This window comes from Actinomyces timonensis DSM 23838, assembly GCF_000295095.1.
GTDB classification, from domain to species: Bacteria; Actinomycetota; Actinomycetes; order Actinomycetales; family Actinomycetaceae; genus Actinomyces; species Actinomyces timonensis.
Window position 1 is genome coordinate 274,798 of record NZ_JH806633.1, and the last position, 26,159, is coordinate 300,956.

Here is a 26,159-nt window from a genome sequence, read left to right on the forward strand (position 1 = left end):
TATTGTGACGGCGGATCCCTGGAGATCCCCTACCATGGGATGAGATGACGCAATGCCATCATCCGGGGGGGGGATTGCCCCCGGTGCCGAGCACAGAGTCGTGGGGAGGGGCCATGGCGGCGGCCACCGTCAGGAGGATCGGGATCGCCGCGATCCTGCGCTGGATCGTGGCGTTCGCACTCGGTCTTCTCATTGGCCTCATGGCCTACACCTTCGTGTACGCCAAGGGTTTTTCCTACCTCAGTAACGACCCGAAGGCCTGCGTCAACTGCCATGTGATGGAGGACCAGTACAAGTCCTGGCAGGCGGGACACCACCGGCACAGCGCCACCTGCGGCGACTGCCACCTGCCGCATGACAACATCGTCCACAAGTACTGGGTGAAGGCGGAGGACGGCTTCCTCCACGGCCTGAAGTTCACCACCGGCGACTACCCCGAGAACATCGTCATCCGGGACGTCAACATGGATGTCGCCAATGAGGCCTGCGTGCACTGCCACGCGGACGTCACCGATGACATGCGCCACGGGGCCCTCAACCGCAACGAGGTCTACGACTGCGTGCACTGCCATTCCGGGATCGGCCATGAGTAGAGAGGATCAGGCCATGGACACCGCCGACGAGAGCTCGAAGGAGCTCGCAGCGGAGGTCGAGCGCGACGGCGCCAAGCGCCCAGCGAAGGACGCGGACTCCGGTGAGGAGGGCCGCAAGCGCTCCTTCTTCGCCGGGCCCGTGTTCATGGCGCTGCTCGTGGCGCTGGTCCATGGCGCTGCTCGTGGCGCTGGTCGCCGGGGCGACCTTCGTCGTCACCATGCTGCTCATGAGCATCAACAACCACCAGGCCGAGGGCTCACGGGCCTTCTACAACGTCGTGCAGCTCGACGAGACCACCTATGACCCCGCGGTCTGGGGCCAGAACTACCCCATCCAGTACGCCGACTACAAGAAGACCGCCGAGTTCACCCCCGCCGAGCACGCGGGCACGATGGTGCCGCAGTCAGTCGAGGGCGACCCCCGCACGGAGGTCAAGTCCCAGAAGCTGGAGGAGGACCCCCGCCTGAAGGAGATGTGGGCCGGCTACGCCTTCGCCGTGGACTACCGGCACGCGCGCGGGCACGAGTACGCCACGATCGACCAGCAGTACACGCTGCGCAATGCCAAGGACCAGCAGCCCGGCACCTGCGCCAACTGCCACGTCTCGGCGCCCGCCCTCTACGACAAGCTCGGCAACGGCGATCGCGAGGCGGGCTTCGAGGCCACCGGCACGATGAAGCTCTCGCAGGTCCTCTCTGACGACTCGGTGTCGCACCCGGTGGCCTGCATCGACTGCCACGACCCCAAGACCATGGATCTGCGGGTCACCCGCCCGTCGTTCATGCGGGGCATCAAAGCCCTCAAGGCCAGCCAGGGCGTGAGCGACTTCAATGTCAACAAGGACGCCACCCCCCAGGAGATGCGCACCTACGTGTGCGCCCAGTGCCACGTGGAGTACTACTTCAAGGGGGACAACAAGGTCCTGACCTTCCCCTGGGACAAGGGCATCGACATCGACAACATCTACTCCTACTACCAGGAGCAGGGATTCACCGACTGGACGCATGAGAAGACCGGGGCGCCCATGCTCAAGGCCCAGCACCCCGAGTTCGACATCTGGTCCAACTCGGTCCACGCGGCCAACGGCGTCGGATGCGCCGACTGCCACATGAACTACAAGCGCGTGGGCTCCGGCAAGGTCTCCAACCACCACGTCACCACCCCGATGGTGGATGTCAACGCCTCCTGCGGCACCTGCCACAAGACCGGCGACGGCGTCCTGGAGAAGCGCGTGAGGACGATCCAGTCCAACTTCATCTCCTCGCGCGACCGCGCCTTCGACTCCCTGGTCGGCCTCATCACCGAGCTGGAGGCCGCCAAGACCAACGGCACCTCGCAGGAGTCGATCACGCTGGCCCAGCAGTACCAGCGCAAGGCGAGCTTCTACCTCGACTACGTGTACTCCGAGAACTCCTACGGCTTCCACGCCCCGGACTACGAGCAGAGGATCATCAACCAGGCTGAGAACGCTGCTCAGAACGGCCGGCTGGCGCTGACGGGGAAGACGGAGGAGGAGCTCAAGGAGTCTGATGTCTCGGCCGCCAATGCCACGCACTACCCGTCTGACAAGGCGGCGACCGGCACGTCCCAAGGCAGCGGCCACTGATGGCGGGCGCTGGGGACAGCGGTGCCCGGGGCGACGCCCCCGCGCCGGATGATGACCGCGTCCGCCGAGTCCGCGAGCTTCTCGATGAGTTGAGCCCGCAGGAGCGCCAGGCGCTCCTGCGGGCGGAGGACGAGCCCGAGGATGCTGGGACCGGCGCGGAGGACAGCTCCGGGCGCGCCGCGAAGCGCGGGTCGAAGAGCTCCCAGGAGGACGTCGCGGGCGGCGCCAGCGCCGCCGAGTCGGAGGACGAGGACGAGTCCGACGCCTTCTACGCCGGCCTGGAGGAGGACGACGACCTCATCGGCTCCAAGCTCGCCTCGCGCCGCGCAAAGCGGGGCAAAGGCGAGAACAAGGACTCCGAGTCCGCGCCGAGGCGGCGGGCGCCCCTGTCGAGCGCGGAGCGCATCGCGCTCGTCGCCGCGGTCATCCTCGGCATCGCGGCAGCGATCTGGTACAGCAACGTCGGGGGACTCTCCTCCGGCTCGCCCCATGGGGGCGCGATGGCCAGCGCGCGGGCCGAGTCCACCGAGCGGGGCACGGGGGAGTGGGCGGAGGAGATCTCCAGTCTCGAGGCGCAGATCAAGGCCGACCCCACGAACCTCGACCTGAAGATCAGGCTCGGCGAGGCCTACGCCGGTCTTGGGGACTACGACCGGGCGATCGAGACGATCCAGGGCGTCGCCGACGAGAACCCGAGCAAGGCGGAGGCCTGGTACGACCTCGGCTTCCTCCACCTGCAGACCTCCTCTCCCGACGAGGCCGCCTCCAAGGCCGCCTGGCAGAAGGTCATCGATCTCGACCCCGATTCGGAACTGGCTGGCAAGGCCCGCACGCATATGGACACCCTCGCCTCGCAGGGGGCGGGCCAGCAAGGCTCCGCTGGCATGCCGCCGGGGCATCCCGCCATGCCGGGCTCCGGCGCGACTCCTGCCGCTTCGAGCGGGAATGGGCAGTGATGACGTCCGTCTCCATCCCCGTCGCTCTGCTCGCGGGCCTCATGGCCTTCGCCTCGCCCTGCTTCCTGCCCCTGGTGCCCGCTCTCCTCGCCCACCTCGCCGGGCGCGGGAGCGCCGCCGCGGCGGAGATCCCCTCACTGCGCCGCGCCCCCGTGATCACCAGCCGCGACCTCGGTCGTCCGGCGGGCGGCGGCGCGGCGGTCGCCCTGGCCCGCCCGGGGGGCGGCGAGGCCGCTCGCCCCGCCCCGCCCCGGGTCATCCTCAACGCCAGTGCCTTCGTCCTCGGCTTCTCCGCCGTGTTCGTGGGGCTGTGGGCGCTCATCGTCTCCGGCGCCGTCGCCCTGGGCCCCCACCGCCAGACCCTGCGCCTCGTGGGCGGGGCCCTGCTCGTTGTCATGGGACTGCACACCGTCGGGCTGCTGCGCATCGCGCTCCTGGACCGCGCCCTGGGCGGCGGCCTCGGCGACACCGGCCGCCCCGGTAGGGGAGCGACCCCCGCCAGCTCACTGCTCATGGGCGTCGGCTTCGCGCTCGGCTGGTCGCCCTGCATCGGCCCGGTGCTCGGCGCGATCATCGCGCTCGCCTCGCAAACCGCCTCCGCCTGGCAGGGACTCGCGCTCATGATCGTGTTCTGCGCCGGGCTCGGCGCGCCCGTGATCGTCCTGGCCCTGGGCATCGACCGCGCCGCGACCAGGACGGCATGGCTGCGCGCCCACGGCCGCGCCATCCGGCTCGCCTCAGGAATCCTGCTCATCGCCGTCGGGGCGCTGATGGACATGGACCTGCTGGCGCCGCTCTCCGGCCTCGTGAGCACCCCACTATGAGGAGGACTCCATGACAGACAAGGAATCCAAGGCCGCCGCGGGCTCGACAGGCACTGAGCGGGCGGCCGAGGTCACCGCGCCCGATATCAGCGGTGGTGAGCGGGATGTGCCGGTCGTCGAGCTGTTCCTGTGGCTCTACCGGCTCTTCTACTCCAAGACCCTCGGCCTGACGGTCATCCTCCTGTTCGCTGTCTACGCCTTCATCGGCTCGCTCCTGCCGCAGGCGACGAAGGAAGTCCTGGCCGACCCGTGGGCCAAGGAGGCGTTCCTCAATGCCAGGCGCCCCGCGCTCGGCAAGATGACGACGGCCCTCGACGCGCTGGGCCTCTTCCACGTCTTCACATCCATCGGCTTCTACGTGGTGGTCTCGCTGCTCGCCCTGAGCATCATCGCCTGCACGGTCCACCGCATCCCCGAGCTGGTCAAGCGGGAGAAGGAGCCCCGGGTGCATGTCGCCCCCAGGTTCTTCGACAAGGCCCGCTACCGCGCGCGCATCCCCAGCGCCCACGGGGTCCACAGCTCCCTGGAGGAGACCCGCGAGGCCCTGCGACGCGCCCGCTGGCGGGTGATCCCGGATGACCGCGACCCCGAGCACTGCCTCTACGCCGACCGCAACGCGCGCTCGGGCATCGGCACCGTCCTGGCGCACACGGCCTTTGTCCTCATCCTGGGCGCGTTCGTCGTCTCCTCCACCTGGGGCATCGAGGAAGACCTCACCGTCCCCGTCGGAACCAGTGTCGAGATCGGCCATGGGACGGGGCTGAGCGTCCGCGCCAACTCCTTCACCGACTCCTACACCGACACCGGGCAGGCCATGGACTACATGTCCGACCTGAGCATCCTGCGCGGTGGCGAGGAGGTCGCCCGCCAGGAGGTGCGGGTCAACTCGCCGATGTCAATCGACGGCTACAGGCTTCACCAGGCCTCCTACGGGACGTCGGCGGATGTCACCATCGCGGACGCCGCGGGGACCGTCCTCGCCCAGCGCAGCGTGCCGCTCCAGTGGCAGACCCCGCGGAAGACCGAGGTCTATGGGCGCGTCGACCTGCCCGACGGCAGGGTGGTGTACGTGTTCCTGCCAGCCTCGGGGCAGGCGATGTCCGAGATCGCTCCCGGGACCGCCATCTTCGCCCTGGCCCCCGATGGCCACACCGACCCCCAGTCCGAGCAGCGGGCCGAGGCCGGGACCGCCGCCCAGCTCGAGGACCTCACCGTCACCTTTGACCGGGAGCGCCAGTACACGGCCCTCACCCTCCGCCATGACCCGGGCACCCCGATCATGTGGATCGCCTCGGCGCTGCTGATGATCGGGATGTCGATCACCTTCCTCATGCCCTACCGGCGCCTGTGGGTGAGGGTTGAGCCCGACGGCGAGAATGGCTCGGGCAGCGTCGTCCGCCTCGGCTCGGTCTCGCGCCTCGACATCACCTTCGAGCGGATGTTCGCCACGCTCGTCGGGCGCATCGAGGACGCCGTCGCCTCGCAGGACGCTCCTGAGGCGTCGGAGGACTCCGACGAGCCCCCGGACCCCGGGGAGTCATCCGACGTGGCAGGATCGTCCCCGTCCGAGGAGCCCGCCGGCCCCGACAGTGACGCCGGGTCCAAGGGCCCCGATCCCGCCACCAGAGCCAAGGAGAGCAAGGAGAAGGAGCCCAGCGACCATGAATAATGTTCTCTCCATCGGTCAGTTCCTCCTGACCTCCGCCATGGCGATCCTCGTCCTCGCCGTCGTCTGCGACGCCGTCGTCCTCACCGGGCGCGGGGCGCGGGCCCAGGCCATCCCCGCCATGGCGGGCGGGGCGCGCGGTGACACCGCCCATGGCAAGGGGCGGGGGAGCGGCGCGACCCACTCGGCCCACTGGGCGCGCGCCTCACGGCCGGGCCTGCCCAAGGGGCTCGCGCTGTATGCCACCGGGTTCACGGCGATCGCCCTGGTGCTCATCACCGCCTACCTGGTGCTGCGCACCAGCGCCTCGGGATACAGCCCCTTCGCCAACCAGCACGAGTTCGCGGTGTCCTTCACCTTCGGCATCCTGCTCATGTACCTCATCGCCGAGTTCCGCTACCGCGTGCGCTGGCTGTCCGTCGTCGTCCTCCCGGTGGTCGTCGCCCTGCTCATCTACGCCAACAGCCAGGACAAGGCGATCAAGCCCCTCGTCCCCGCGCTGCGCAACTCCCTCATGCTGACGCTCCATGTGTTCTTCGCGGTGCTGGCCTACGGGGCAGCCTGCGTGTCCTTCGCGGCGGCGATCCTCTACCTCCTCCACCCCCACCTGAAGAGGTTCCGGTCCCTGCCCTCGCGCGAGGTCCTCGACGACGTCGGCTACAAGGCCGCCACCGCCACCTTCCCCCTGCTGACCATGATGACCGTCCTGGGCGCCGTCTGGGCGAACACCGCCTGGGGCCGCTACTGGGGATGGGACCCCAAGGAGACCGCCGCCCTCGTGACCTGGCTGGTCTACGGCGCGTACCTCCATGCCAGGGTGACAAGGGGATGGCAGGGCTCGCGAAGCGCCTGGCTCCTCATCCTCGGATTCAGCGCGGTGCTCTTCGCGTACTTCGGAAACCACTTCTTCGGAGGGCTGCACTCCTATGGCTGATCGTGAGGAGAGGGACGACGAGGCCCTCCTGGACGAGTGCGGGGCGAGCCCCGCGCTCTCGACGGCGAAGGGCGGGGGCGCGGACTCCGGTCCCCGCGCCCATCGCCGCATGCCGGTGTGGCTGACCAATGTCCTCGTGCTGACGGTGGCCACGGCGCTCATCCTGGGCGGTGTCTGGCTGACCGGCTCATGGCGTTCCAACGACTCCTCCGCCTCGGGCTCCGGCCAGGGCGACGGCGGGGTGACGATGCTGTCCACGGACGCCCCCAGCGGCGCCGCCCCCCAGGTGGGCCAGGAGGCCCCCGCCTTCAGCGCCACGGATATCAACGGCAAGCCGGTGGACCTCACCAAGCTTCGGGGCAAGCCGGTGTGGCTGCTCTTCGGCGCCACGTGGTGCACCGAGTGCCGCACCGAGGCCCCTGATGTCCAGGCGATCTCCCAGGAGTACGGGGACCAGCTGACGGTTGTGGCCATCCACGTCCAGGACAACACCCAGACCGTCGCCGACTACACCCAGAGGCTCGGGCTGACGTACCCCACCGTGGTGGACACCGATGACACGATCTCCTCGGCCTACGGGGTGTACGGCATCCCCGCGCACTGGTTCATCAGCGCCGACGGCACGATCGCGGCCACGCGGGTCGGTGCGATGTCCCAGTCCCAGATGCGCGAGCAGGTGCAGGCGCTCGTCGGCTAGCGCGGCCGGCCTGCGCCGGGCGTGCCCGCCGGGCCGGCGCAGCCCGGGGTGCGCTCATCCGTGCCGAAGAACACAGGCTCGCCGCAGTCCTGGGCTTGGAGCCCCGGGAGCCTTTCACCTAAAGTAGTCAGCCGGTGCGTGTCGCACCGTTTGCCCAGGAGAGCGCCCTCCCGGTGCGTGCCGATCAGGCCCGCCGGAGGCGCTCCGCAGATTCGGAAGAGATGAGCATTCCCGTGGTCTACGCGATCGTCAAGGCTGGTGGCCGTCAGGAGAAGGTCTCCGTCGGCGACGTCGTGGTTGTCGACAAGCTTGCCGGTGAGATCGGCGACGAGGTCACCCTCGCCCCCGTCATGCTGGTGGACGGCGACAAGGTGACCGCCTCCGCCGCTGACCTTGCCAAGTCCTCCGTCAAGGCCGAGATCGTCGGCGACGAGAAGGGCCCCAAGATCAACATCCTCAAGTTCAAGAACAAGACCGGCTTCCGCAAGCGCCAGGGCCACCGCGCCCAGCTCACGGCCGTCAAGGTCACCGCGATCAAGTGACGCCCAGCGCCACCGAAGAATCGCACCAGTCAAGAGAGAGAGAAGCCTGAGATGGCACACAAGAAGGGTCTTGGTTCCTCCCGCAACGGCCGTGACTCGAACGCCCAGCGCCTCGGCGTGAAGCGCTACGGCGGCCAGTTCGTCAAGGCCGGCGAGATCATCGTCCGCCAGCGCGGCACCCACTTCCACCCCGGCAACAACGTGGGCCGCGGCAACGACGACACCCTGTTCGCCACCGCCGCCGGCAATGTCGAGTTCGGCACCCACCGCGGCCGCAGGGTCGTCAACGTCGTGCTCCCCGAGGCCTGAGCCTCGCGCGCACCCGGACTTTCGCGAGGGCGAACGGCTTCGGCCGTCCGCCCTCGCGCCGTTCCCGGGACCGGGCCGCGGCGCCCGTCCCGGCCCCCAACCACCCCGGCCCTACCCGCGAGGAGAGACCATGCCCAGTTTCATCGATCGAGTGGTCCTCCACGTCGCCGGGGGCGACGGCGGTGACGGCTGCACCTCCATCCACCGGGAGAAGTTCAAGCCCCTCGCGGGCCCCGACGGCGGCGACGGCGGGCACGGCGGCGACGTCATCCTCGCCGTCGACCCCCGGACCACCACGCTGCTGAGCTACCACCGCTCCCCGCACCGCAGCGCCGGGAAGGGCACCCCGGGCATGGGCGACTGGCGCCGCGGCGTCGACGGCAAGGACCTCGTCCTGCCCGTCCCCGAGGGCACCGTGGTCAAGGACGCCGAGGGGCGCGTCCTGGCGGACCTCGTGGGCCCCGACGCGCGCGTCGTCGTCGCCCAGGGCGGCACCGGCGGGCGCGGCAACTTCTCCCTGGCCAGCTCCAAGAGGCGAGCCCCCGGCTTCCACCTCCTCGGCGAGCCCGGCCAGGTCCTCGACGTCACCCTCGAGCTCAAGACCATCGCCGACGTCGCGCTCGTCGGCTACCCGAGCGCCGGCAAGTCCTCCCTCATCGCCGCCATGAGCGCTGCCCGCCCCAAGATCGCCGACTACCCCTTCACCACGCTCGTCCCCAACCTCGGCGTCGTGGAGGCGGGGGACACCCGCTACACGATCGCCGACGTCCCAGGCCTCATCCCCGGGGCGAGCGAGGGCAAGGGCCTGGGCCTGGAGTTCCTGCGGCACATCGAGCGCTGCGCCGTCATCGTGCACGTCCTGGACTGCGCCACCCTGGAGCCCGGCCGGGATCCGCTCAGCGACCTGGACACCATCGAGGCCGAGCTCGCCGCCTACTCCGAGCGCCTCGGCGATGACAACGACCCGCTCCTGACCGGTCGAGTGCCGCTGATGGACCGCCCGCGCGTCGTCGTCCTCAACAAGGCCGACGTCCCCGACGCCGCCGAGCTCGCCGAGTTCGTCACCGCCGATATCGCCGCCCGCGGCCTGCCGGTCTTCACGATCTCCGCGGTGGCCCACACCGGCCTGCGCGAGCTCTCCTTCGCGCTGGCCGAGCGGGTGCGCGCAGCCCGGGAGGCCCAGCCCGCCTCGGCCGCCGAGCTCGCCCAGGCGCGCGAGGCCGCCCGCCCGGTCATCCGGCCGGCCGCCGTCGGGCGGCGCGGCAAGGAGGACATCGCCGTCGTGCGGCCCATCAACCACCCCGCCGAGGGGCGCGTGTACCAGGTGCGGGGGGACAAGCCCGAGCGCTGGATCCTCCAGACCGACTTCTCCAACAACGAGGCAGTCGGCTACCTCGCCGACCGCCTGGCCACCGGGGGAGTCGAGGACCTGCTCGTCAAGGCAGGCGCGCGCGCCGGGGACGCCGTGCTCATCGGCGAGATCGACGGCGGCGTCCTGTTCACCTGGGAGCCCACCATGACCACCGGGGCCGAGCTCCTCGGCGCGCGGGGGACCGACACGCGCGTCGAGGACTACCACCGGCGCACGAACGCCGAGCGCCGCGAGCAGTACCACGAGCGGATGGACGCCAAGGAGGCCGCCCGCCAGGAGCTGCGGGACGAGGCCGCCGAGGGCATCTGGACCGACGCCTCCTCGTGGCCCCGCGGGGGCGGCGACGACGGGGCGGACTCGTGAGCGCGCGCCCCACGGCGCTCCCCGAGGGCTCCCGCGTCGTCATCAAGGTGGGCTCCTCCTCCCTCACCCGTGACGACGGCGGGCTCGACCTCAACCGCATCGATGTGCTCGCCAAGCTCGTGGCGGGCATGAGGCGGCGCGGCCACGACGTCGTGCTCGTCTCCTCCGGCGCGGTCGCCGCCGGCCTGCCCCCGCTGGGGATCGAGCGCCGCCCCGACGACCTCAGCATGCTCGCAGCCGCCGCCTCGGTGGGCCAGAGCCACCTCATGGCCCGCTGGCAGACGGCGATGAGCAACTACGGGGTCGTCGTCGCCCAGGTGCTCCTCACCGCTCAGGACGTGGCCGTGCGCAGCCACTACCGGACCGTGCGCGCCACCTTCGACACCCTCCTCGACCTGGGCACCGTGCCGATCATCAACGAGAACGACGCCGTGGCCACCACGGAGTTCAACCTGGGGGACAACGACCACCTGGCCGCGCTCGTCGCCCACCTGGTCACCGCCGATGTCCTCGTCCTCCTCACAGACGTCGACGGCATGTGGACCGCCCGCCCGGGCACGCCCGGCGCCGAGCCCATCCGCTACGTGCCCGGCGGGGCGAGCCTGGCCGACGTCGACGTCACCGGCTCGGGCTCGGCCCTGGGCACCGGTGGGATGCGCACGAAGGCCCAGGCCGCCACCATCGCCTGCGCCTCCGGGACCGCGACGATCATCGCCTCGGCCGATGACGCCGCCCGCCTCCTCGGGCCCGGGGGAGTACCGGGGGACCTCGGCACCTGGTTCGACCCCACCGGCCCCCACCGGCCCAGCCGGCGGCTGTGGATGGCGCACGCCTCCCGGGTCGAGGGCCGCGTGCTCATCGACGCCGGTGCGGCCCAGGCCCTCACCGTGGGCAAGAAATCACTCCTCCTGCCCGGCGTCGTGGGGATCACCGGCGAGTTCGAGTCCGGCGCCGTCGTCGAGGTGGTCGGGCCAGCGGGACCCGTCGCCCGGGGGATCTGCCGCTACGCCTCGACTGAGATCGAGGAGGTCCTCGACGCCCGCAGCGGTGGAGCGCCGATGCCGGACCACCTCGCGCCCGTCGTCCATCGCGACGACCTGGCCGAGCTGCCGCGCCTGGCGGGCTGAGTCACTTCCGCGTGAGGGTGAGGGTGCCCTCGGAGCGCTCCAGGACGATGGAGCCATCGGCGCCGCGGGTGATGGAGCGAGCCACGAAGAGGCTCCCGTCGCGATTCGTGATCGTGAAGCCGTGGGAATCCTGGCCGATCTCCCAGCCGTCGTACTCCGGCAGGCAGGACGCCGCGGCACTGGTGACGGCGGAGCCGACATAGGTGTGGTCGGCGTTGAACGTGGCCTCGAGCCCGACGCACTCGGGCGAGGAGGCCTGGGAGATCGTGAAGGTGGCGCCGCTGAGCGCGGACTCCAGCGCTCCCTTCTCCGAGCTCATCGAGGCCTCCGTCGAGGCGCGGTTCTCCGTGGCCTGGGCCGACGGGGCCGGCGAGGCCTGCTCAGCGGCCGCGGAGGAGGGACGGTCTGGGGAACCGCTGGGGCCCGCGCTGGCGCTCGCCGCGGTCGGCTCCGCCTCCGGCTGGATCGAGGATGGCGCGCGACTGGCTCCAGCGCTCGCGGACGGCCCGACCGCTGGCCGGCCTCCACCGGCCGCGCCCGGCGGGACGACGATCGTCGGCTCGGGCGAGGGCGAGGCCCCACCGGGGCGCCCGCCGTCATCGGCCGGGGTGCTCTGGCAGGCCGCCAGCGGCGCGAGGATCGCGAGCGCCATGGCGCAGTACGACGCGCGACGGCGAGGTCTCATGTGCTGACTCCTCGGGAGACTGGGTAGGAGCGCGCCTTCGCACCACGAGCGGTGGTGATGGCACGAGGATGGAGAGCCGGAGGGCACCGGCAGCGCCATAGCGCGGCCGGGTTTCGCAGGAGTCTACCGCGACAAGGCCCCCCTGCCCAGGGCGAATACCGCCCAGGTCCGCCTCAATGCCAGGACAGGGCCAGCGCGCAGCCCTCTCAGGGCCAGCGCGGGGCCCACCGCTGACCGCTCACTGGGATGTGGGCTAGTGGGGCTGGCCGGCAGGGGGCCGGCCCCTCTCACTCATTGTTCTGCCCACTCGCGCGCTTGCCCGTGGACCGTAGGGTGTTCTCATGACGACGACGCGGTCCACCCAGCCCACCACCGCCACCCAGGCGGCCGCCCCGGCCCCCTCCGCCGAGGCGGGCGCCGAGGCCTACGTCCGCCAGGTCGCCCAGGCGGCGCGCTCGGCGCAGCGCGAGTTCACCGGGGCGACCCGGGCGGTCAAGGACGAGGCCCTGCAGGCGATGGCATCAGCCCTGCGGGCCCAGAGCGGGCGCGTCCTCGCGGCCAATGAGGAGGACCTGGCGGCCGCCCGCGAGGCCGGCATGAAGGAGGGGCTCATCGACCGCCTCGCCCTCGATGAGGTCCGGATCGAGCAGATCGCCGCCTCCGTGGAGGAGATCGCGGCCCTGCCCGATCCCGTGGGCCAGGTCGTCGACGGCTCCACCATGCCCAACGGGCTGAGGGTGCGCAGGCTCCGTGTCCCCATGGGCGTCGTCGGCATGATCTACGAGGCCAGGCCCAACGTCACGGTGGATGTCGCCGCCCTCGCGGTCAAGTCCGGCAACGCCGTCGTCCTGCGCGGCGGCAGCGCGGCCGAGCGGAGCAACGCCGCGATCGTCGAGGTGCTCCGATCCTCCCTCACCGCCCAGGGACTGCCCGCGGACCTCGTGGTCACCATCGACCCCGCTGGCCGTCAGGGCGCCCAGGCCCTCATGCGCGCCCGGGGGTATATCGACGTGCTCGTGCCGCGAGGGGGCGCGGGACTCATCCGCGCCGTCGTCGAGAACTCCTCTGTCCCGGTCATCGAGACCGGCTCGGGCAACTGCCACGTGTACGTCGACGCGAGCGCTGATCTCGAGTCGGCGGTGGAGATCATCGTCAACGCCAAGACGCAGCGCGTCGGTGTCTGCAACGCCGCCGAGACGCTGCTCGTCCACCGAGCCGTCGCGGAGGGCTACCTCCCTGCCGCCGCCCGGGCCCTCTGGGAGCGCGGTACGACCCTCCACGCCGATGAGCCCGCCCGCGGCATCCTCGCCGGTCCCTCCGCCGAGGCGGGCGCCGAGTCCCTTCTCGTCGCCGCTGACGAGGAGGACTGGGGGACCGAGTACGGCTCCCTGGACCTGGCCGTCCGGGTCGTCGATGACCTCGAGACGGCGATCAGCCACATCCGCCGCTACACCACCGGGCACACCGAGGCGGTCCTCGCCCAGGACGCGGCCGTCATCAACCGCTTCATCGCTTCCATGGACTCGGCGGCGGTGATGGTCAACGCCTCCACCCGCTTCACCGATGGCGGCCAGCTCGGCCTGGGCGCCGAGCTCGGGATCTCCACCCAGAAGCTCCACGCCCGCGGCCCCATGGGCCTGGCCGAGCTGACGACGACCACATGGGTGGTGGAGGGCGACGGCCACGTGAGGCCCTGAGCCTCCTCACGCCCCCTCACACGGTGATGACCTCGATGCCGGCCCGCCGCAGGGGCTCGACCTGCTCGGGCGCCGCGCCGGAGTCTGTCAGCACCGCGTCGATGCGATCAGCCCGGCAGATGAGGGCGAAGGCCGCCTCGCCCAGCTTCGTGTGATCGGTGACGACCACGACGCGCCGGGCGCAGCGCACGAATGCGGCGCCGACCGCCGCCTCGCCCTCGTGCTGCGCGTAGGCGCCCTGGGCGTCGATCCCCTCGACGCCGAGGAACAGCGTGCCGATGGTGATCTGGGGGAGGATGAGCTCGGCCAGCGGGCCGGTGAGCTCATAGGAGCGCGCGCGTGCCACGCCCCCGGTGACCACCACGCGCACACCCTGGCGCACGGTGAGCTCTGAGGCGATATTGACCGCATTGGTCACCACGGTGACCGGATGGTCGGGGGCGGTGGCGCCCTCCAGGAGGGCGATCTCGCGGGCCACCTCCGTCGTCGTGGTTCCGCCGTTGAGGCCGACGGTGTCCCCCGGGCAGACCATGGCCGCGGCCGCGCGGGCGATCCTGGTCTTCTCATCGGCCATCCGGGAGGTGCGGTAGCGCAGGGGGAGCTGCGCGGAGGTCGGGTTGGCCGAGGCGCCGCCGCGCGTTCGGGTGAGGAGCTGCTGGTTCGCGAGCAGGTCGAGGTCGCGCCGGGCGGTGGCCGCGGAGACGCCGAGGCGCGAGACGATGTCGTCGATGTGGACTCCGCCCTCCTCGACGACGATCCCCAGGATCGCGGAGAGTCGTTCGTGCCTGGACATGGAGGCTCCTCCTCGGCTCGTCAGGCCCCAGCGGGCCGCGCGGGCCCGGACGAGGGATTCTCTGGCGGCTGGTCGCGGCAGGTTGTGGCGATGCCGGGACGCGAGTGCGAGGCGTCCCGGCTCAGGAATACGAAGAATGATGGCACTGCCTGACGCGTAGCACGCGTGCGGCACGCGGCTCAAGATCTGAGGGGAATCCCACGAGACGCAATGGCGCGTGTGGCGAAGGCCCCCGAATTGTGCGCGTCATGGCAGGATGGGGGCATCCCGTGTGTACGCGCGGGACCGACCGAAGGAGTATTCGTGCCCAAGAGCGCTGGTGAGGCGGGCGTGGCGCAAGGAGCGTCGCGCCAGTTGCGCATCGGCATCATGGGCGGGACCTTCGATCCCATTCACCACGGGCACCTGGTGGCAGCGAGCGAGGTCCAGCACGCCTTCGACCTCGATGAGGTGATCTTCGTCCCGACGGCGACGCAGCCCTTCAAGAAGGACCGCCGAGTCTCTCCCGCGGAGCACCGCTACCTCATGACGGTCATCGCGACCGCCTCCAACCCGCGGTTCACCGTGTCCCGGGTCGATATCGACCGCGGTGGCACCACGTACACGATCGACACCCTGCATGACATCGCCGCGAAATACCCTGGCGCCGCGCTCTACTTCATCACCGGAGCCGACGCACTCGCGCAGATCCTCACATGGAAGGACAACGAAGAGATCTTTGAGCTCGCCCAACTCGTGGGCGTGACCCGACCGGGCCACGTTCTGACGGATATGGGCCTGCCAGAGGACAGGGTCTCCCTCATGGAGGTCCCCGCGATGAGCATCTCATCAACGGACTGCCGTGAGCGAGTGAGCGACGGGGGCCCCGTGTGGTACCTCGTGCCCGACGGGGTGGTTCAGTACATTCGCAAGTACGGCCTCTACCGTAGGGCCGGGCGGGCGTCATCGACGACGTCGATGACCGCACGCGTCGCGCGAGAGCAGTCGCTCAGGAAGGAGAACGACGGTGAGCCCGGAGCCCACTGACGCCACGACATCCGATTCGACAGGCGACCACGACCACAGCAGCCGCCGGTCCATCCGGCAGGCGGAGCGGGAGGCGGAGCGCGAGGCGATCCTCACCGGTCAGCAGCCCCTTCTGACCCGCAGGGAGATGAAGCGCCTGCGCGAGGAGGCCGAGGCGCTGCGCGCCGCCGTCGCCGCGGGCGAGATCACCATCGAGCAGGCCCGCGCCCTCCAGGACCCGCTGGCCGACGAGCACAACATCACGATCTCCTCATCCTCGGCCGCCTCCTCAGCAGAGGCCGCGGATGGGGCCCACGACTACTCCGCCTCGGAGGGCGCGCTCGGCGTCGGGCACAGCTCGGGCTCTGAGCGCCCCGACAAGCCCGTCGCGACCCCAGGGGGCGGCGTGGTCGCCGAGCCGGCCGGGTCGGCGGTGAGGGGGACCTCCTCCGCCGGGGTCGACTCCTGGCAGTACAGCTCCGGCTCGTCCACCTCCTCCACCGGGGCCGGCGGCTCCTCCTCCGATCGCTCAGCGCCCGCTGATGAGCACCAGGGGCGCACGAGCCACGCGGCGGCCTCCCAGGCCGAGGGGCCCGCGGCCGGCCACGAGGGCTCCGCCGAGGTCGCGGAGCTCCCCTGGGTGCGCGCCTGGTACGCCAGCCCCCAGGTCGCCCCTCCCGGAACCTCCTCCGCCGCCATGGGCGGGACCACCGATCCGACTCCGAGGCCGCACGACGACGCCGGTGAAGCAGCGCCGGCATCCTCTGAGTCCTCTGGCTCCCCCGCATCCCACGCTCTCCCGCGCGCGCAGGGCGCGCCGTCGGGGCACGAGCAGCAGATCGGCTCAGCCGGTGGCTCGCTGAGCGCGGACCAGGTCGCCGAGATCTCCGAGGTGGAGACCGGGGTCCTTCCCGCCTCCGACCTCCCGCTCATCCAGGACGGCCCGCGGACGGCCGACGGAGGCGCCCGGCCGGCGTCGGGAGGCCTGGGCACTGGCGGCGGCGCGCAGAGCCCGTCGACGCCCCTGTCGCGGCGCTCGCTCATGGACCGGGGCTCCCAGACTGACTCGTCGGCCTCCCCGGGCTCCTCGGCCAGCGCCCAGCAGGCCGCCTCGCCCCAGCCGCGGCGCGGATGGCAGCCCCCTGAGGCCGGCCAGGGCAACGAGCCCACCTGGCGGACGACCGCGCGCGACGGCTCGCCGCTCAGGGCCCCGCAGGCCGAGGCCTCCCCGGCGCCGGAGCAGGGGAGCGCCACTGCCGCCCCGGCCGAGAGCGCGACGGCCGAGCCCTCCGCGCCCAGCGCGCTCCGCAGGCCGATCGTGCGCATCCCGGCGGCCGCCCAGGGCGTCCGGACGGTGAACTCCAGCACCGGCAAGCTCAGCTCGGTCCAGCCCGTCGATGAGGACTTCGATGGGATCGACTCCCCTCAATGGCGCGCCCTGCGCTCCGGGGACGAGGCCCCGCTCGAGGCGGAGGCCTCCGCGCCCAGTATCCCGGCCGGCCCCGCCGACACCGTGGTCACCCGGGTGCCCGCGGACCTCAGGGATGCTCCAGTGGGGGACTCGGGCTATGTCGTCCCCTCGCCCTACGGCGCCTATGGCGGCTACAACGAGCCCTCCGCTCCGGCGGCACCCGCGGCATCCGAGCCGAAGCCCAGCCAGCCGTCCCTCGGGGCCCAGCCCTCGACGGAGTCCTGGGAGGACGTCACGCGAGCGGACAAGGATTCCTCGGGATCGCCGGCGAGCCGCCGGACACTCGCGATCCTCCTCGCCTTCATCCTCGCGGCGGTCGTCCTCATCGTCATCTGGTTCGTCGTCACGCAGTTCGGCGGTTCCTCCGTCAACGCCGAGGCGATGCCCACCTGGACCCCCCTCCTGACCTGATCGCGCGCCGGCCGTGAGGCCATCGCGCGGCCAGGTCAGGCCATCGTCATATCCCACCCCAGAAGGAGCCCCATGGCCGCGACCGAACGCGCCGTCGAGCTGGCGATCGCCGCCGCGCGCGCGGCCGCTGAGAAGAAGGCGGAGGAGATCATCGCGATCGACGTCTCCGAGCGCCTCGCGCTCACCGACGTCTTCCTCGTGCTCTCCGGCAGTAATGACCGGCAGGTGAGGGCGATCGTCGACGCCGTCGAGGAGGCCATGGCCCGCGCCGGCGCCAAGCGCCGGATGCGCGAGGGCTTCGAGGAGGCGCACTGGGTGCTCCTGGACTACGACGAGGTCATGATCCACGTCCAGCAGGACGAGGACCGGGAGTACTACGCCCTGGAGCGCCTCTGGAAGGACTGCCCCGTCATCCCCCTCCCGGCAGAGCTCGCGGAGATCGCCGAGGCCGCCCAGGCGACGCGGGCCCCCGGGGCCCGCGACTGAGCCGGCACCGCCATGACCAACGTCATCCTCTGGCGCCACGGGCAGACCGACTACAACCTGGGGGGCCGCGTCCAGGGCCGGGTCGATATCCCCCTCAACGCCACCGGCCAGGCGCAGGCCGAGGCCGGCGCCGAGAGACTGGAGGACTACCTGGGCTCCCTCGTCGCCGCGACCGGGCCGGGTGGCGGGGCGCCGGCGCCGTGCCAGATCGTCTCCTCGCCTCTGTCCAGGGCACGCGCCACGGCGCAGGCCCTGGCCGTCCGCCTGGCCGCGGAGGTGACGACCCACCCAGGCCTCGCCGAGCGCGACTTCGGCATGTGGGAGGGGCTCACCGCCGAGGAGATCGAGAAGGGCTGGCCCGATGCCTACGCCGTGTGGCGCACCGGCCATGACCCCCAAGGGGTGGAGGTCGAGCCCCGTCGCGCCGTGGGCCAGCGCTTCAGCGACGCCGTCAGGAGCCTCGCCGCGACCACGGGGGAGGGGCCGCTCATCGTCGTCGCGCACGGATCGGCCATCACCCAGGGCACGACGGCGCTGCTCGGCATGGACGCGTCCACCTGGTTCGGGCTGCGGGGCCTGGACAACGCCCACTGGGCCCGGCTGCGCTCCTCCCATCGCGATCCCGGCTGGGAGCTCGTGGACTGGAACGCCGGTGCTGCTCCGACGGCGCTGCTGCCCTGACGCCCGGCGCTTCGGCGCTGCTCGGTGAGCCAGCACACGCGCGGCGGATTTGCCCCAGGGGCCCGCGAGTCCATAGAGTTATCCGCGTCGCCCAGCGGGGTGGCGCCCGTGAGGGGCTATGGCGCAGTTGGTAGCGCGCTTCCATGGCATGGAAGAGGTCGGGGGTTCGAATCCCCCTAGCTCCACGATCCGATCGGCTCAGCCGAGCGGATATTCCTTCGGGGCTATGGCGCAGTTGGTAGCGCGCTTCCATGGCATGGAAGAGGTCGGGGGTTCGAATCCCCCTAGCTCCACCCCTCACCGAGACCGGTCGATATCATGATCGAAACCGGTTCCGAGCCCACAGGTCGAGCACCGCTCCTCGGCTCGATCCACTGATCCCCACGGTTTCCCCGCCGATCATCGCCGACGCCGTCGCTGTGCTCCCTCGACCCCGCCGCTCATGCGGTTGAGCGATCGCTCGATACCCGCCCTCGCGGCGAGCGGGCTCGACACACCCCCACCCTCTGAGGGTAGCCTCACCTGTGGCGTGAGGGCGCCTGGGAGCGCCCCTCCCGACCGCCTGATGGAGGAGACGGCATGAGCCCAGCCCACGAGCACCAGCCCACCGGCGTGCCCGGCATCGACGAGCGCGCGCGCCGCACGGCCCGCAGGCTCCTCGCGGGTGCCGGAAGCGCCACCGTGAGCGCCTACAGGCTCGACCCCTCCGGAGCGGGCGCCTATGTCGCCCACGCGCTCGACGTCGATGGGCTCATCCTCATCGCCATCCGCCCCCAGCCCGGGACGCCTCTGGCCGACGCCCCGGACGACCGGCTCGTCGACGTCCGCCTCGACATCGTCCTCGACGCCTCCGAGCCCGGCATCCGCGTCACCGCCGCCAGCGCCCATGTCCTGGGAACCCTGCGCTGGGTCCCCGCCAACTGGGTCGAGACCGTCCTCGCCGAGTGCGCCACGCCCGTGTGCCATTGCGCCATCACGGGGGAGGACCCCCTCGGCCGCGTCAGCGAGCTCGCCCGCACCCCCGGGGCGCGCCTCGCACTGGTCCAGGGGAGCCGCGTCATCCTTCACGGGCCCGACGGCGTCTCCCGCCACATGGTGGAGGACCTCGCCGGCCACGGCGACGAGGAGGCCGCGATACTTCAGGCCGCGTGGTCACCGCTGGAGGTCCTCGACGCCCACGAGGCCGTGCGATCCCTCGGAGACCTGTCCCTGCGGGCCCTGTGCGAGGCCGTCATCGCCGATGAGGCACCGGGCTCCCTGTGCTCGAGGCGCCCCAGCATCGGCGTGGCGCGGAGCCTCATCGAGCGGGTCCTCGTTGTCGACGTCGACCCCTGGGGCGCCACCCTCATGCATGTTGGCGCCGAGGAGACCCGCACCGTGCTCGTCGCCCTTCCCGCAGCGCCCCTCGCCCCGGCCGAGATCGCCCCCGCCCTGGGAGCGCTCGCCGACGAGCTCCTGCCCGCGCGCTTCCAGCCGCGCTGAGCGCCACAGAGAGCGACGGGCGCGGGCCCGGTGCGGGCTCACCCGCCGAGGCGCTCCCGGACCCAGCGCGCCGTCGCCGCCCGCAGGTTGGCCGCTCCCTCCGCGAGCGCCCGCTCCAGCGGGGTGCCCTCTGGTGTGATGGGGACCAGCGCGGAGACCCCCTCATCGAGCAGCGCCCGCGCGCTCGGATCGATCCTCCCCGCCAGGATGACCACAGACGAGCCTGCCGCTCTCGCGGCCCTCGCCACGCCCGCAGCGGTCTTGCCCTGAAGGGTCTGGGCGTCCACCGACCCCTCCCCGGTGAGAACCGCCGTCGCCCCGATCGCTGCGCGCTCGAGCCCAGTGGCCTCGATGAGGATCTCGACGCCGGGGCGCATGACACCGCCGAGGAACGCCATGATCGCCCAGCCCAGCCCTCCCGCGGCGCCAGCGCCCTCGCACGACGCGATGGCCTGGCGCTCCGACCCACTGAGCTCGGCCAGCCGAGCGAGATGACGGTCGAGCCGCTCGACCTGGTCGGAGCTCGCCCCCTTCTGCGGGCCGAACACGGCGCTGGCACCCTGGGGCCCCAGCAGCGGTGAGCGGACATCGCAGGCGGCGAGGATCTCCGCCTCCGCCAGGCGCGGATCGAGCCCTGAGGCGTCAATGCCCGCCAGCTGGCCGGGCCCGTCCGCCGCCCTCAGGGAGAGCGGGCTCGGGTCCAGCGGCTCGCCCCCGCCATCGAGGAAGCGGGCGCCGAGCGCCCTCAGCATGCCCGCGCCGCCATCGTTCGTCGCCGTACCGCCCAGGCCAATGATGATCCGGCGGGCGCCGGCATCGAGGGCCGCGCTCACGAGCTCGCCCACCCCTCGGGTATCCGAGGCCATGACGTCGCGCTCATCCGGGGCGATCATCCCCAGGCCCACCGCCGTGGCCGCGTCCAGGATCGCGGTGCTCCCGGCCAGGTGGAACGAGCCCGTCGTCGGGCGGCCCAGCGCGTCATGGATCGCGGCCTCGGCCGACCTGGCCCCCAGCGCCGCGGCGAGCACCTGGGCGAAGCCCTCACCGCCGTCGGCCATGGGGCACTCGAGGCACTCGGCGCCGGGATCGGCGTCAAGCACGCCCAGGCGCATCGCCTGAGCGGCCTCGATAGCGGTCATCGATTCCTTGAAGGAGTCCGGGGCGAGGACGAATCGGCTCATCGATGAAGGATCCCACACCTGGGGCGCCTCCGCTGGGCGTCGGCCGGGCGCTCCTCAAAGGAATCCTCGGCCTCGGCTGGGCAGGCGACGGCCCCCGTGGCTGGGAGCCATGGGGGCCGGTTCCTCGTCAGGAGACGAGCACCTCCGCGCAGAGGGGCTCGCTGTCAGTTGGCCTCGTAGGACAGGCAGGCGGCGGTGTCCCCGCCGATGCTGACGCCCTCTGCGGTGCACATGAGGTCGGAGTTGTGCACGCACTCGAGGCGCTGGCAGGCGCCCACGTGGCCCTCGGCGACGGGCAGGCCGCCGCGGGCGTCGAGGGTGATGAAGGTCGAGCAGGCAGCAGCGCCGTCAACGGTGATCGCGAAGGCGGTGCAGCCCCCGTTGTTGAAGGCGCAGGAGGTGGCGGTGCAGGTGGAGATGGGGGCGACGGCGGCCATGGTGGGCTCCTCTCGAATGGCGCCTCGCGGCGCCGGTGACTCGGACACCAATACAGTGACTCGGTTCCGCCAGCACCGCCAAGGAAGGCGCCCCTGAGGGCGCCGTTGTGAGGGGAGGAATCGTTGGTATTCCAGGCATATCCGAACATGATGACACTGCGCGCGCCGGGCGCGCTGGACTAGTCCAGCGCCGCGAGTTGCCGCCCCGGGATGTTTCCTAACGCAGGCAGGCAAGCCTGGGCTGCGGCATTTTCGCAAGCGCGCAATGATCCAGGCGGGGCAGCCTCCCGTCAGTCGAGTTGGACCGGCGTCCCGTGCTCCACGAGGCGCAGCGCCCCACCGACGCCGGCGTCGTCGAAGGCCGGCTGGATCGTCTCCACCCCCTGGGAGAAATGCGTCCAGTGGGAGTAGTGAGCGGGGATGATCCGCGCGGGGGAGAGCACTTGCGCCGCCGCGGCCGCGCGCTCGCTCGTCAGGGAGAGCGGCCGCCCGTCGAACTTCGTGGGGACCCGGGCCGCGCCGATATTGAGCACCGCCCAGTCGACGGGCCCCAGGCGGTCCAGGATCGTCACGACGGTGCCCACCGAGGCGTTGTCCCCCGACAGGTACACGGTGGGCAGGCCCTCGCCGGACAGGACGAAGCCCGTCACCTCCGTGTTGATGAAGCCGTCCTCGCCGCGCTCGCCGTCGATGGGGCCATGGATCGCCGGAACGGCGGTGATGGCCAGGGCGCCGCCGTCCGGCCGCGCGAGCTCATAGGACTCCCAGGGCGCCAGGCCCACCGCGGGGACGCCGAGCCTGCGGGCCGCGCCGGGATTGGTCAGGATGAGCGGAGCGGCGAGGGCGTAGGCGCGGCCCTCGGCGTCGAGATTGTCCGGATGGTCGTCGTGCGAGATGAGGACGGCGTCGGGGACGCCGATCTCCTCGGCGCTGAGCGCGGGTGGCGCGGTCTTGACCAGGTAGCCCTTCCCGCCGGCGGGGCCGAGGGTGGGGTCAATGACGAGGCGCAGGCCCCCCAGATCGACGACGGCGGTTGGCCCGCCGGTGACGATGACCTGATCCGCCGCGCCCGGCGCATCCCCGCTGGCAGGGCGAGAGGAGAGGGAGATCGACGACGCGGGCTGAGACTGGGGCTGGGCGCTCATATCCCCATCCTGCCAGCGCCGGGGCGCCGGGTGAACCGCGTCTCAGGCGCGGTGCGCGCCACTCCGATCAGCAGTGCGCTGCCGCCACCGCGAGGCGCAGCGCCCGCTCGAATCGCGTCTCGCGCTCCGCCGGGCTCATATCCCCCGAATGATCCAGCAGGTGGTCCGAGACGGTGAGGACGGCGAGGGCCTGCTTCCCCTCGGCGGCGGCCACGCCGTACAGCGCCGCGGCCTCCATTTCCACGGCGAGCACGCCGTGGGCGGCCAGCGCCTCGGTCTGCCCCGGGGGCGTGAAGTAGAAGTGATCCCGCGAGACGATCGTGCCCATGTGGACCGCGCCTCCGCTCGCCTCGTCCGCGGGGAGGCTGGGGGCGGCGGCCCCGCCGTCGTCGAGTGAGGCCTCATAGGCGGCGCGCGCCAGCTGGAAGTCCGCGATGGCGGAGAAGGAGATCCCCGGGATCCGGGCCTGGTTCATGGCGGAGTCCGTGTGGGCCCCGGTCGCGATGACGACGTCACCGACCCGCACGTGGGGCGCGATCCCACCAGCGGTGCCGACGCGGATGATCCGCTCCACCCCGAACCGCGTGAACAGCTCGGTGGCGTAGATCGTGCAGGACGGCTGGCCCATGCCCGAGCCCATGACGGAGAGAGGGCGGCCGTTGACCGTGCCCGTGAAGCCCAGCATCCCGCGCACGTCGGTCACCAGGCGGGCGTCGGGCATGAGCGCGGTCGCGATCCTCTCGGCGCGCCGGGGATCCCCGGGCATGAGGACGGCCGGGGCGAAGTCGCCGGGCTCGGCGTTGATATGGGTGGTGGCCATGAGGCTCTCCTGAGGATGGATGATCTGGAATGGTCTGGACATGCGTCCCGGATGGTGGACCGGTCGCGGACGGCGGTGGGCCCGAGGCTACGGTGCCAAGGTTGACCGCGGCGCGTGAAGCGCTCTCACGCGGCATCCCGATTCCCTGCGCCGGGCACCGCTCCGGCGCCGCACCCCAGGAAGGCACAGTATGTCGTCCAGCACCGACGGCGCCCCAGCGGCGCAGGCACCCGAGCGAGAGCAGTGGAGCGGCCAAGTCGGTTTCCTCTTCGCCGCGATCGGCTCGGCCATCGGGCTGGGGAACATCTGGCGGTTTCCCGGCGTCGCCTACTCCAACGGCGGCGGCGCCTTCATGATCCCCTACATCGTGGCGCTGCTGTGCGTGGGCATCCCGGTGCTCCTCCTCGACTACGCCCTGGGGCATCGCATGAGGGGCTCGTCCCCGGCGGTCTTCCGCCGGCTGCACCGGCGCTTCGAGTGGCTCGGCTGGTGGCAGGTCTTCGTCTGCTTCATCATCATGTGCTACTACCCGGCGGTCGTCGCCTGGTCGATGAGATACGTGCTCTTCTCCGTGGGCACCGCATGGGGGGACGACGCGAAGGGGTTCTTCTACGACTACGTCGGTACCTCCAGGGTTAGTGGCGACGCTCCTCATTACACGCTTCAGCTCGTGAGCGGTGTGATCATCCCGCTCCTCATCGTGTGGGGCTTCGGGATCTACACCGTTTCCCGAGGGGTCAGCCGCGGCGTGGAGCGCGCCAACCGGGTCTTCCTCCCATTGCTGGTGGTCCTCTTCCTGGCCCTCGTGGTGCGAGCGGTCCTCCTGCCGGGCGCGACGAACGGCCTCAACTCCTTGTTCACGCCCCAGTGGGAGGCGCTGACAGATTTCAAGGTGTGGATGGCCGCCTTCGCGCAGATCTTCTTTTCCCTGTCCGTCGGCTTCGGCATCATGCTCACCTACGCCTCCTACCTGCGGCCTCGCTCCAACCTCGTGGGCACTGGCCTCGTGGCGGCCTTCGCGAACTCCTCCTTCGAGATCCTGGCGGGTATCGGAGTCTTCGGGACCCTGGGATTCATGGCCCACGCCCAGGGCATCGGTGTCGATGGGATCGAGGGCATCGCGGGGCCCGCGCTCGCCTTCATCACCTTCCCCACGGTCATCTCCCAGATGACCGGCGGCGCGATCTTCGGGATCCTCTTCTTCTCCTCCCTCGTCATGGCGGGCCTGACATCCTTCATCTCGATCCTCCAGGTCGTGGTCCCGGCGATCGCGGAGAAGACCGGCGCGTCCATCCCCCGCACCGCTCTTGTCGTCTGCCTCCCCGCCGCGGCGCTCTCGCTCCTCCTGTTCGGCACCACCTCGGGATTGTTCGACCTCGACATCGTCGACGCCTTCATCAACAACATCGGCGTGGTCAGCTCCGCCATCATCATGTGCGTGGGCGTCACCTGGGTGCTGCGCCGCGCCACGCCCCTCCAGCGCCACCTCAACCTCGTTTCCGAGACCCGAGTGGTGGGCGCATGGTGGCGCTTCCTCGTCGCCGTCGTCGTGCCCCTCGCCCTGACCTACATCCTCGTCCAGACCGTGCGCTCCTACATCCAGGACGGCTACGAGGGCTACTCGCACGCCATGCTCGGCGCCTTCGGCTGGGGCATGCTCGCCCTGGGCGTCGTCATCGGGATCGTGCTCACACTCGCCAAATGGCGCACCCCCGTGGACGAGTTCACGCCCATCGACCTGGACGCGCCTCTCGCCGCTATCGAGGAGGAGAACTGACATGACCGGCCCCGCCATCATCCTCATGCTCGTCTCGATCATCATCATCTGGGGAGGCCTGGCCGTCTCCGTCACCGCCCTGTACGTGCGCGGGCGCCGCGAGGACCGGGAGGCCCGCAAGGCCGCCCTCGCCGTGGCCCACGAGCACCTGCGCAGCGCGCAGGGCTCCTGAGCCCGTCCCCGTAGCCCTCAGGCCCGCTGGCCGGACGGCGCGCCGTGCCCCGATCCGTTTCCGAGGATCGGGGCACGTGGGCGACAATCGCCCTATGACCGCCTCTTCCGACGCCCCGGCGCTCCCCGCGCTGGTTGCCTTCGATCTTGACGACACCCTCGCCCCGTCCAAATCCGCGATGCCCGCGCCCATGGCCGCCGCCCTGCGCTCGCTGCTCGACGTCGTTCCCGTCTGCGTCATCTCCGGGGGCCAGATCGGGCAGTTCCGGGACCAGGTCCTCGCCCACCTGGGCGCCGACGACGCCGAGCTGGCCCGCCTCCATCTCATGCCCACCTGCGGCACCCGCTACTACGTCCACAGCGCCAGCGACGACGGCGAGGGGAGCCAGCCGGGCATCGAGGGAATGCCGGGCTGGCGACTCGTCTACGCCAACGACCTGAGCCCGCAGCAGATCGAGGAGGGCTTCGCCGTCGTCGAGGCCGAGGCCCGCAGGCTGGGCCTGTGGGAGGAGCGCACCTGGGGCGACATCCTCGAGGACCGCGGCAGCCAGATCACCTTCTCCGCCCTCGGCCAGGAAGCGCCGCTTGAGGCCAAGCGCGCCTGGGACCCCACGGGGGAGAAGAAGGGCGCGCTGCGCGACGCCGTCGCCGCCCGCCTGCCCGAGCTCGAGGTCCGCTCCGGCGGCTCCACCAGCGTGGACATCACCCTCAAGGGGGTCGACAAGGCCTACGGGATGTCCCGCCTCGCGGAGGTCACCGGCATCCCCGGCGAGCGGATGCTGTTCGTCGGAGACCGCCTCGACCCCGAGGGCAACGACTACCCGGTGCTCGCGCTCGGCATCCCCTGCCACGCCGTGTCCGGCTGGGAGGAGACCGCGAGCTTCGTGGCCGACCTCGCCCAGCGCATCGCCGCCGGGGGAGCCTGAG

The 26,159-nt window shown here is 71.4% G+C and carries 27 protein-coding genes and 2 tRNA genes; 22 read left to right on the forward strand and 7 right to left on the reverse strand.

What is annotated here, in order from left to right:
• Positions 1-83 precede the first annotated feature (83 nt).
• Positions 84-593 carry a cytochrome c nitrite reductase small subunit gene (nrfH, locus tag A1QA_RS0107705; protein WP_208853909.1) on the forward strand — a complete coding sequence of 170 codons (510 nt, stop codon included), beginning with the start codon at positions 84-86 and terminating at the stop codon, positions 591-593.
• Positions 594-599: 6 nt separating this feature from the next.
• Here nrfH and A1QA_RS15915 read toward each other — a convergent pair whose 3' ends face one another.
• Positions 600-740 carry a hypothetical protein gene (locus tag A1QA_RS15915; RefSeq protein ID WP_017178332.1) on the reverse strand — a complete coding sequence of 47 codons (141 nt, stop codon included), beginning with the start codon at positions 738-740 and terminating at the stop codon, positions 600-602.
• Positions 741-763: 23 nt separating this feature from the next.
• Between A1QA_RS15915 and A1QA_RS14025 the strand changes: the two genes are divergently transcribed.
• The 10 genes from A1QA_RS14025 (at position 764) to proB (ending at position 10,990) form a co-directional block, all read left to right on the forward strand.
• On the forward strand, positions 764-2,200 hold the full coding sequence (locus tag A1QA_RS14025; RefSeq protein ID WP_017178333.1) for an ammonia-forming cytochrome c nitrite reductase subunit c552: 1,437 nt from the start codon (positions 764-766) through the stop codon (positions 2,198-2,200).
• Positions 2,200-3,156, forward strand: a complete 957-nt coding sequence (locus A1QA_RS0107715) for a tetratricopeptide repeat protein (RefSeq protein ID WP_017178334.1) — start codon at positions 2,200-2,202, stop codon at positions 3,154-3,156. Before A1QA_RS14025 ends, A1QA_RS0107715 begins: the two co-directional genes overlap by 1 nt.
• A complete protein-coding gene (locus A1QA_RS0107720) occupies positions 3,156-3,980 on the forward strand; it encodes a cytochrome c biogenesis CcdA family protein (RefSeq protein ID WP_017178335.1) in 825 nt (274 codons plus the stop codon). The genes A1QA_RS0107715 and A1QA_RS0107720 overlap by 1 nt, the downstream gene beginning before the upstream one ends.
• A gap of 10 nt (positions 3,981-3,990) precedes the next feature.
• The gene (gene resB, locus A1QA_RS14030) at positions 3,991-5,649 is read left to right on the forward strand and encodes a cytochrome c biogenesis protein ResB (protein ID WP_017178336.1); all 1,659 of its coding nucleotides are present in this window, start codon (positions 3,991-3,993) and stop codon (positions 5,647-5,649) included.
• Positions 5,642-6,580, forward strand: coding sequence for a c-type cytochrome biogenesis protein CcsB (gene ccsB / locus A1QA_RS0107730; protein ID WP_017178337.1), 939 nt, complete (start codon positions 5,642-5,644; stop codon positions 6,578-6,580). The genes resB and ccsB overlap by 8 nt, the downstream gene beginning before the upstream one ends.
• Positions 6,573-7,277: a TlpA family protein disulfide reductase gene (locus A1QA_RS0107735; protein WP_017178338.1), complete on the forward strand. Its 705-nt coding sequence runs from the start codon at positions 6,573-6,575 to the stop codon at positions 7,275-7,277. The genes ccsB and A1QA_RS0107735 overlap by 8 nt, the downstream gene beginning before the upstream one ends.
• Before the next feature lie 221 nt (positions 7,278-7,498).
• Positions 7,499-7,819 carry a 50S ribosomal protein L21 gene (rplU, locus tag A1QA_RS0107740; protein WP_043508380.1) on the forward strand — a complete coding sequence of 107 codons (321 nt, stop codon included), beginning with the start codon at positions 7,499-7,501 and terminating at the stop codon, positions 7,817-7,819.
• Between the two features lie 51 nt (positions 7,820-7,870).
• Entirely contained in the window at positions 7,871-8,128 is a 258-nt protein-coding gene (rpmA, locus tag A1QA_RS0107745; protein WP_017178340.1) for a 50S ribosomal protein L27, read from the forward strand.
• A gap of 130 nt (positions 8,129-8,258) precedes the next feature.
• Complete coding sequence (obgE, locus tag A1QA_RS0107750) at positions 8,259-9,863, forward strand: GTPase ObgE (protein WP_017178341.1); 1,605 nt, start codon at positions 8,259-8,261, stop codon at positions 9,861-9,863.
• Positions 9,860-10,990: a glutamate 5-kinase gene (gene proB, locus A1QA_RS0107755; RefSeq protein WP_017178342.1), complete on the forward strand. Its 1,131-nt coding sequence runs from the start codon at positions 9,860-9,862 to the stop codon at positions 10,988-10,990. The genes obgE and proB overlap by 4 nt, the downstream gene beginning before the upstream one ends.
• A 1-nt stretch (position 10,991) precedes the next feature.
• On the opposite strand, the gene A1QA_RS15920 is transcribed toward proB, so the two are convergent.
• Complete coding sequence (locus tag A1QA_RS15920; protein ID WP_154652324.1) at positions 10,992-11,675, reverse strand: hypothetical protein; 684 nt, start codon at positions 11,673-11,675, stop codon at positions 10,992-10,994.
• A 341-nt stretch (positions 11,676-12,016) separates the two neighbouring features.
• On the opposite strand from A1QA_RS15920, the gene A1QA_RS0107770 reads away from it, so the two are divergent.
• On the forward strand, positions 12,017-13,372 hold the full coding sequence (locus A1QA_RS0107770) for a glutamate-5-semialdehyde dehydrogenase (protein ID WP_017178345.1): 1,356 nt from the start codon (positions 12,017-12,019) through the stop codon (positions 13,370-13,372).
• 16 nt (positions 13,373-13,388) lie between these two features.
• On the opposite strand, the gene A1QA_RS0107775 is transcribed toward A1QA_RS0107770, so the two are convergent.
• Entirely contained in the window at positions 13,389-14,165 is a 777-nt protein-coding gene (locus tag A1QA_RS0107775; protein WP_017178346.1) for a DeoR/GlpR family DNA-binding transcription regulator, read from the reverse strand.
• Positions 14,166-14,468: 303 nt separating this feature from the next.
• Between A1QA_RS0107775 and nadD the strand changes: the two genes are divergently transcribed.
• The 7 genes from nadD to A1QA_RS0107810 all read left to right on the forward strand — a co-directional run bounded on the left by nadD (position 14,469) and on the right by A1QA_RS0107810 (position 19,701).
• Positions 14,469-15,191 carry a nicotinate-nucleotide adenylyltransferase gene (gene nadD / locus A1QA_RS0107780; RefSeq protein WP_017178347.1) on the forward strand — a complete coding sequence of 241 codons (723 nt, stop codon included), beginning with the start codon at positions 14,469-14,471 and terminating at the stop codon, positions 15,189-15,191.
• A complete protein-coding gene (locus A1QA_RS0107785) occupies positions 15,172-17,052 on the forward strand; it encodes a hypothetical protein (RefSeq protein ID WP_017178348.1) in 1,881 nt (626 codons plus the stop codon). Before nadD ends, A1QA_RS0107785 begins: the two co-directional genes overlap by 20 nt.
• A gap of 72 nt (positions 17,053-17,124) precedes the next feature.
• The gene (gene rsfS, locus A1QA_RS0107790) at positions 17,125-17,538 is read left to right on the forward strand and encodes a ribosome silencing factor (protein WP_017178349.1); all 414 of its coding nucleotides are present in this window, start codon (positions 17,125-17,127) and stop codon (positions 17,536-17,538) included.
• A gap of 12 nt (positions 17,539-17,550) precedes the next feature.
• A complete protein-coding gene (locus A1QA_RS0107795) occupies positions 17,551-18,219 on the forward strand; it encodes a histidine phosphatase family protein (RefSeq protein ID WP_017178350.1) in 669 nt (222 codons plus the stop codon).
• A 112-nt stretch (positions 18,220-18,331) separates the two neighbouring features.
• Positions 18,332-18,404: transfer RNA gene (locus A1QA_RS0107800), tRNA-Ala, on the forward strand.
• A gap of 35 nt (positions 18,405-18,439) precedes the next feature.
• A tRNA-Ala gene (locus tag A1QA_RS0107805) sits at positions 18,440-18,512 on the forward strand.
• 286 nt (positions 18,513-18,798) lie between these two features.
• Positions 18,799-19,701 (forward strand): hypothetical protein, encoded by a 903-nt coding sequence (locus A1QA_RS0107810; RefSeq protein WP_017178351.1) that lies wholly within the window; start codon positions 18,799-18,801, stop codon positions 19,699-19,701.
• A gap of 38 nt (positions 19,702-19,739) precedes the next feature.
• Here A1QA_RS0107810 and A1QA_RS0107815 read toward each other — a convergent pair whose 3' ends face one another.
• From A1QA_RS0107815 to deoD, 4 genes are all read right to left on the reverse strand, one after another.
• Entirely contained in the window at positions 19,740-20,882 is a 1,143-nt protein-coding gene (locus tag A1QA_RS0107815; RefSeq protein WP_017178352.1) for a glycerate kinase, read from the reverse strand.
• 164 nt (positions 20,883-21,046) lie between these two features.
• Entirely contained in the window at positions 21,047-21,319 is a 273-nt protein-coding gene (locus A1QA_RS0107820) for a DUF1540 domain-containing protein (protein WP_017178353.1), read from the reverse strand.
• Between the two features lie 290 nt (positions 21,320-21,609).
• Positions 21,610-22,464 carry an MBL fold metallo-hydrolase gene (locus A1QA_RS0107825; RefSeq protein WP_017178354.1) on the reverse strand — a complete coding sequence of 285 codons (855 nt, stop codon included), beginning with the start codon at positions 22,462-22,464 and terminating at the stop codon, positions 21,610-21,612.
• 67 nt (positions 22,465-22,531) lie between these two features.
• Complete coding sequence (gene deoD / locus A1QA_RS0107830) at positions 22,532-23,284, reverse strand: purine-nucleoside phosphorylase (RefSeq protein ID WP_017178355.1); 753 nt, start codon at positions 23,282-23,284, stop codon at positions 22,532-22,534.
• Between the two features lie 190 nt (positions 23,285-23,474).
• Between deoD and A1QA_RS0107835 the strand changes: the two genes are divergently transcribed.
• The 3 genes from A1QA_RS0107835 (at position 23,475) to A1QA_RS0107845 (ending at position 26,158) form a co-directional block, all read left to right on the forward strand.
• Positions 23,475-25,061 carry a sodium-dependent transporter gene (locus A1QA_RS0107835; RefSeq protein ID WP_017178356.1) on the forward strand — a complete coding sequence of 529 codons (1,587 nt, stop codon included), beginning with the start codon at positions 23,475-23,477 and terminating at the stop codon, positions 25,059-25,061.
• Position 25,062: 1 nt separating this feature from the next.
• On the forward strand, positions 25,063-25,233 hold the full coding sequence (locus tag A1QA_RS15400) for a methionine/alanine import family NSS transporter small subunit (protein ID WP_017178357.1): 171 nt from the start codon (positions 25,063-25,065) through the stop codon (positions 25,231-25,233).
• Positions 25,234-25,327: 94 nt separating this feature from the next.
• Complete coding sequence (locus A1QA_RS0107845) at positions 25,328-26,158, forward strand: HAD hydrolase family protein (protein ID WP_017178358.1); 831 nt, start codon at positions 25,328-25,330, stop codon at positions 26,156-26,158.
• Position 26,159: the final 1 nt, after the last annotated feature.